This is a genomic window from Parvimonas sp. D9, assembly GCF_035282565.1.
Lineage (GTDB): Bacteria > Bacillota > Clostridia > Tissierellales > Peptoniphilaceae > Parvimonas > Parvimonas micra.
On the sequence record NZ_JAYKBM010000105.1, the window covers coordinates 1 to 285 of the forward strand.

At 64.6% G+C, this 285-nt stretch carries 1 protein-coding gene; it reads right to left on the minus strand.

Going from position 1 to position 285, the window contains the following annotated elements:
- The coding region (locus VJI94_RS08210; protein WP_324008998.1) for a hypothetical protein at nucleotides 1–285 on the minus strand (285 nt) is incomplete at both ends.

Below are 285 nucleotides of genomic sequence, written 5' to 3' on the forward strand. Positions count from 1 at the left end.
TCGCCTGCGACGGGATCGGCTTCATAGCCGCAGACTTCATCCCAGTTGAGGCCATCGGCCGCTGCCAGCTTGGCGGCGATTCGGTCGACGGCACTGCCAGCGGCCGGTTCGATCGTCTCGATAGGTAGCGCGCCCATCACGTCAGCGACCATCATGGCGAAGTTCGCCACGTCCGCCGCTTCGCGGCCGATCAGGGCGGGGTCGGGATTTGGCGCGGTGCGGGCTTGGTTGAGTTCGATCGTTTCCTGAAGCAGGCGGCTCCATAGCGCGAAGCTGGTATCGTTT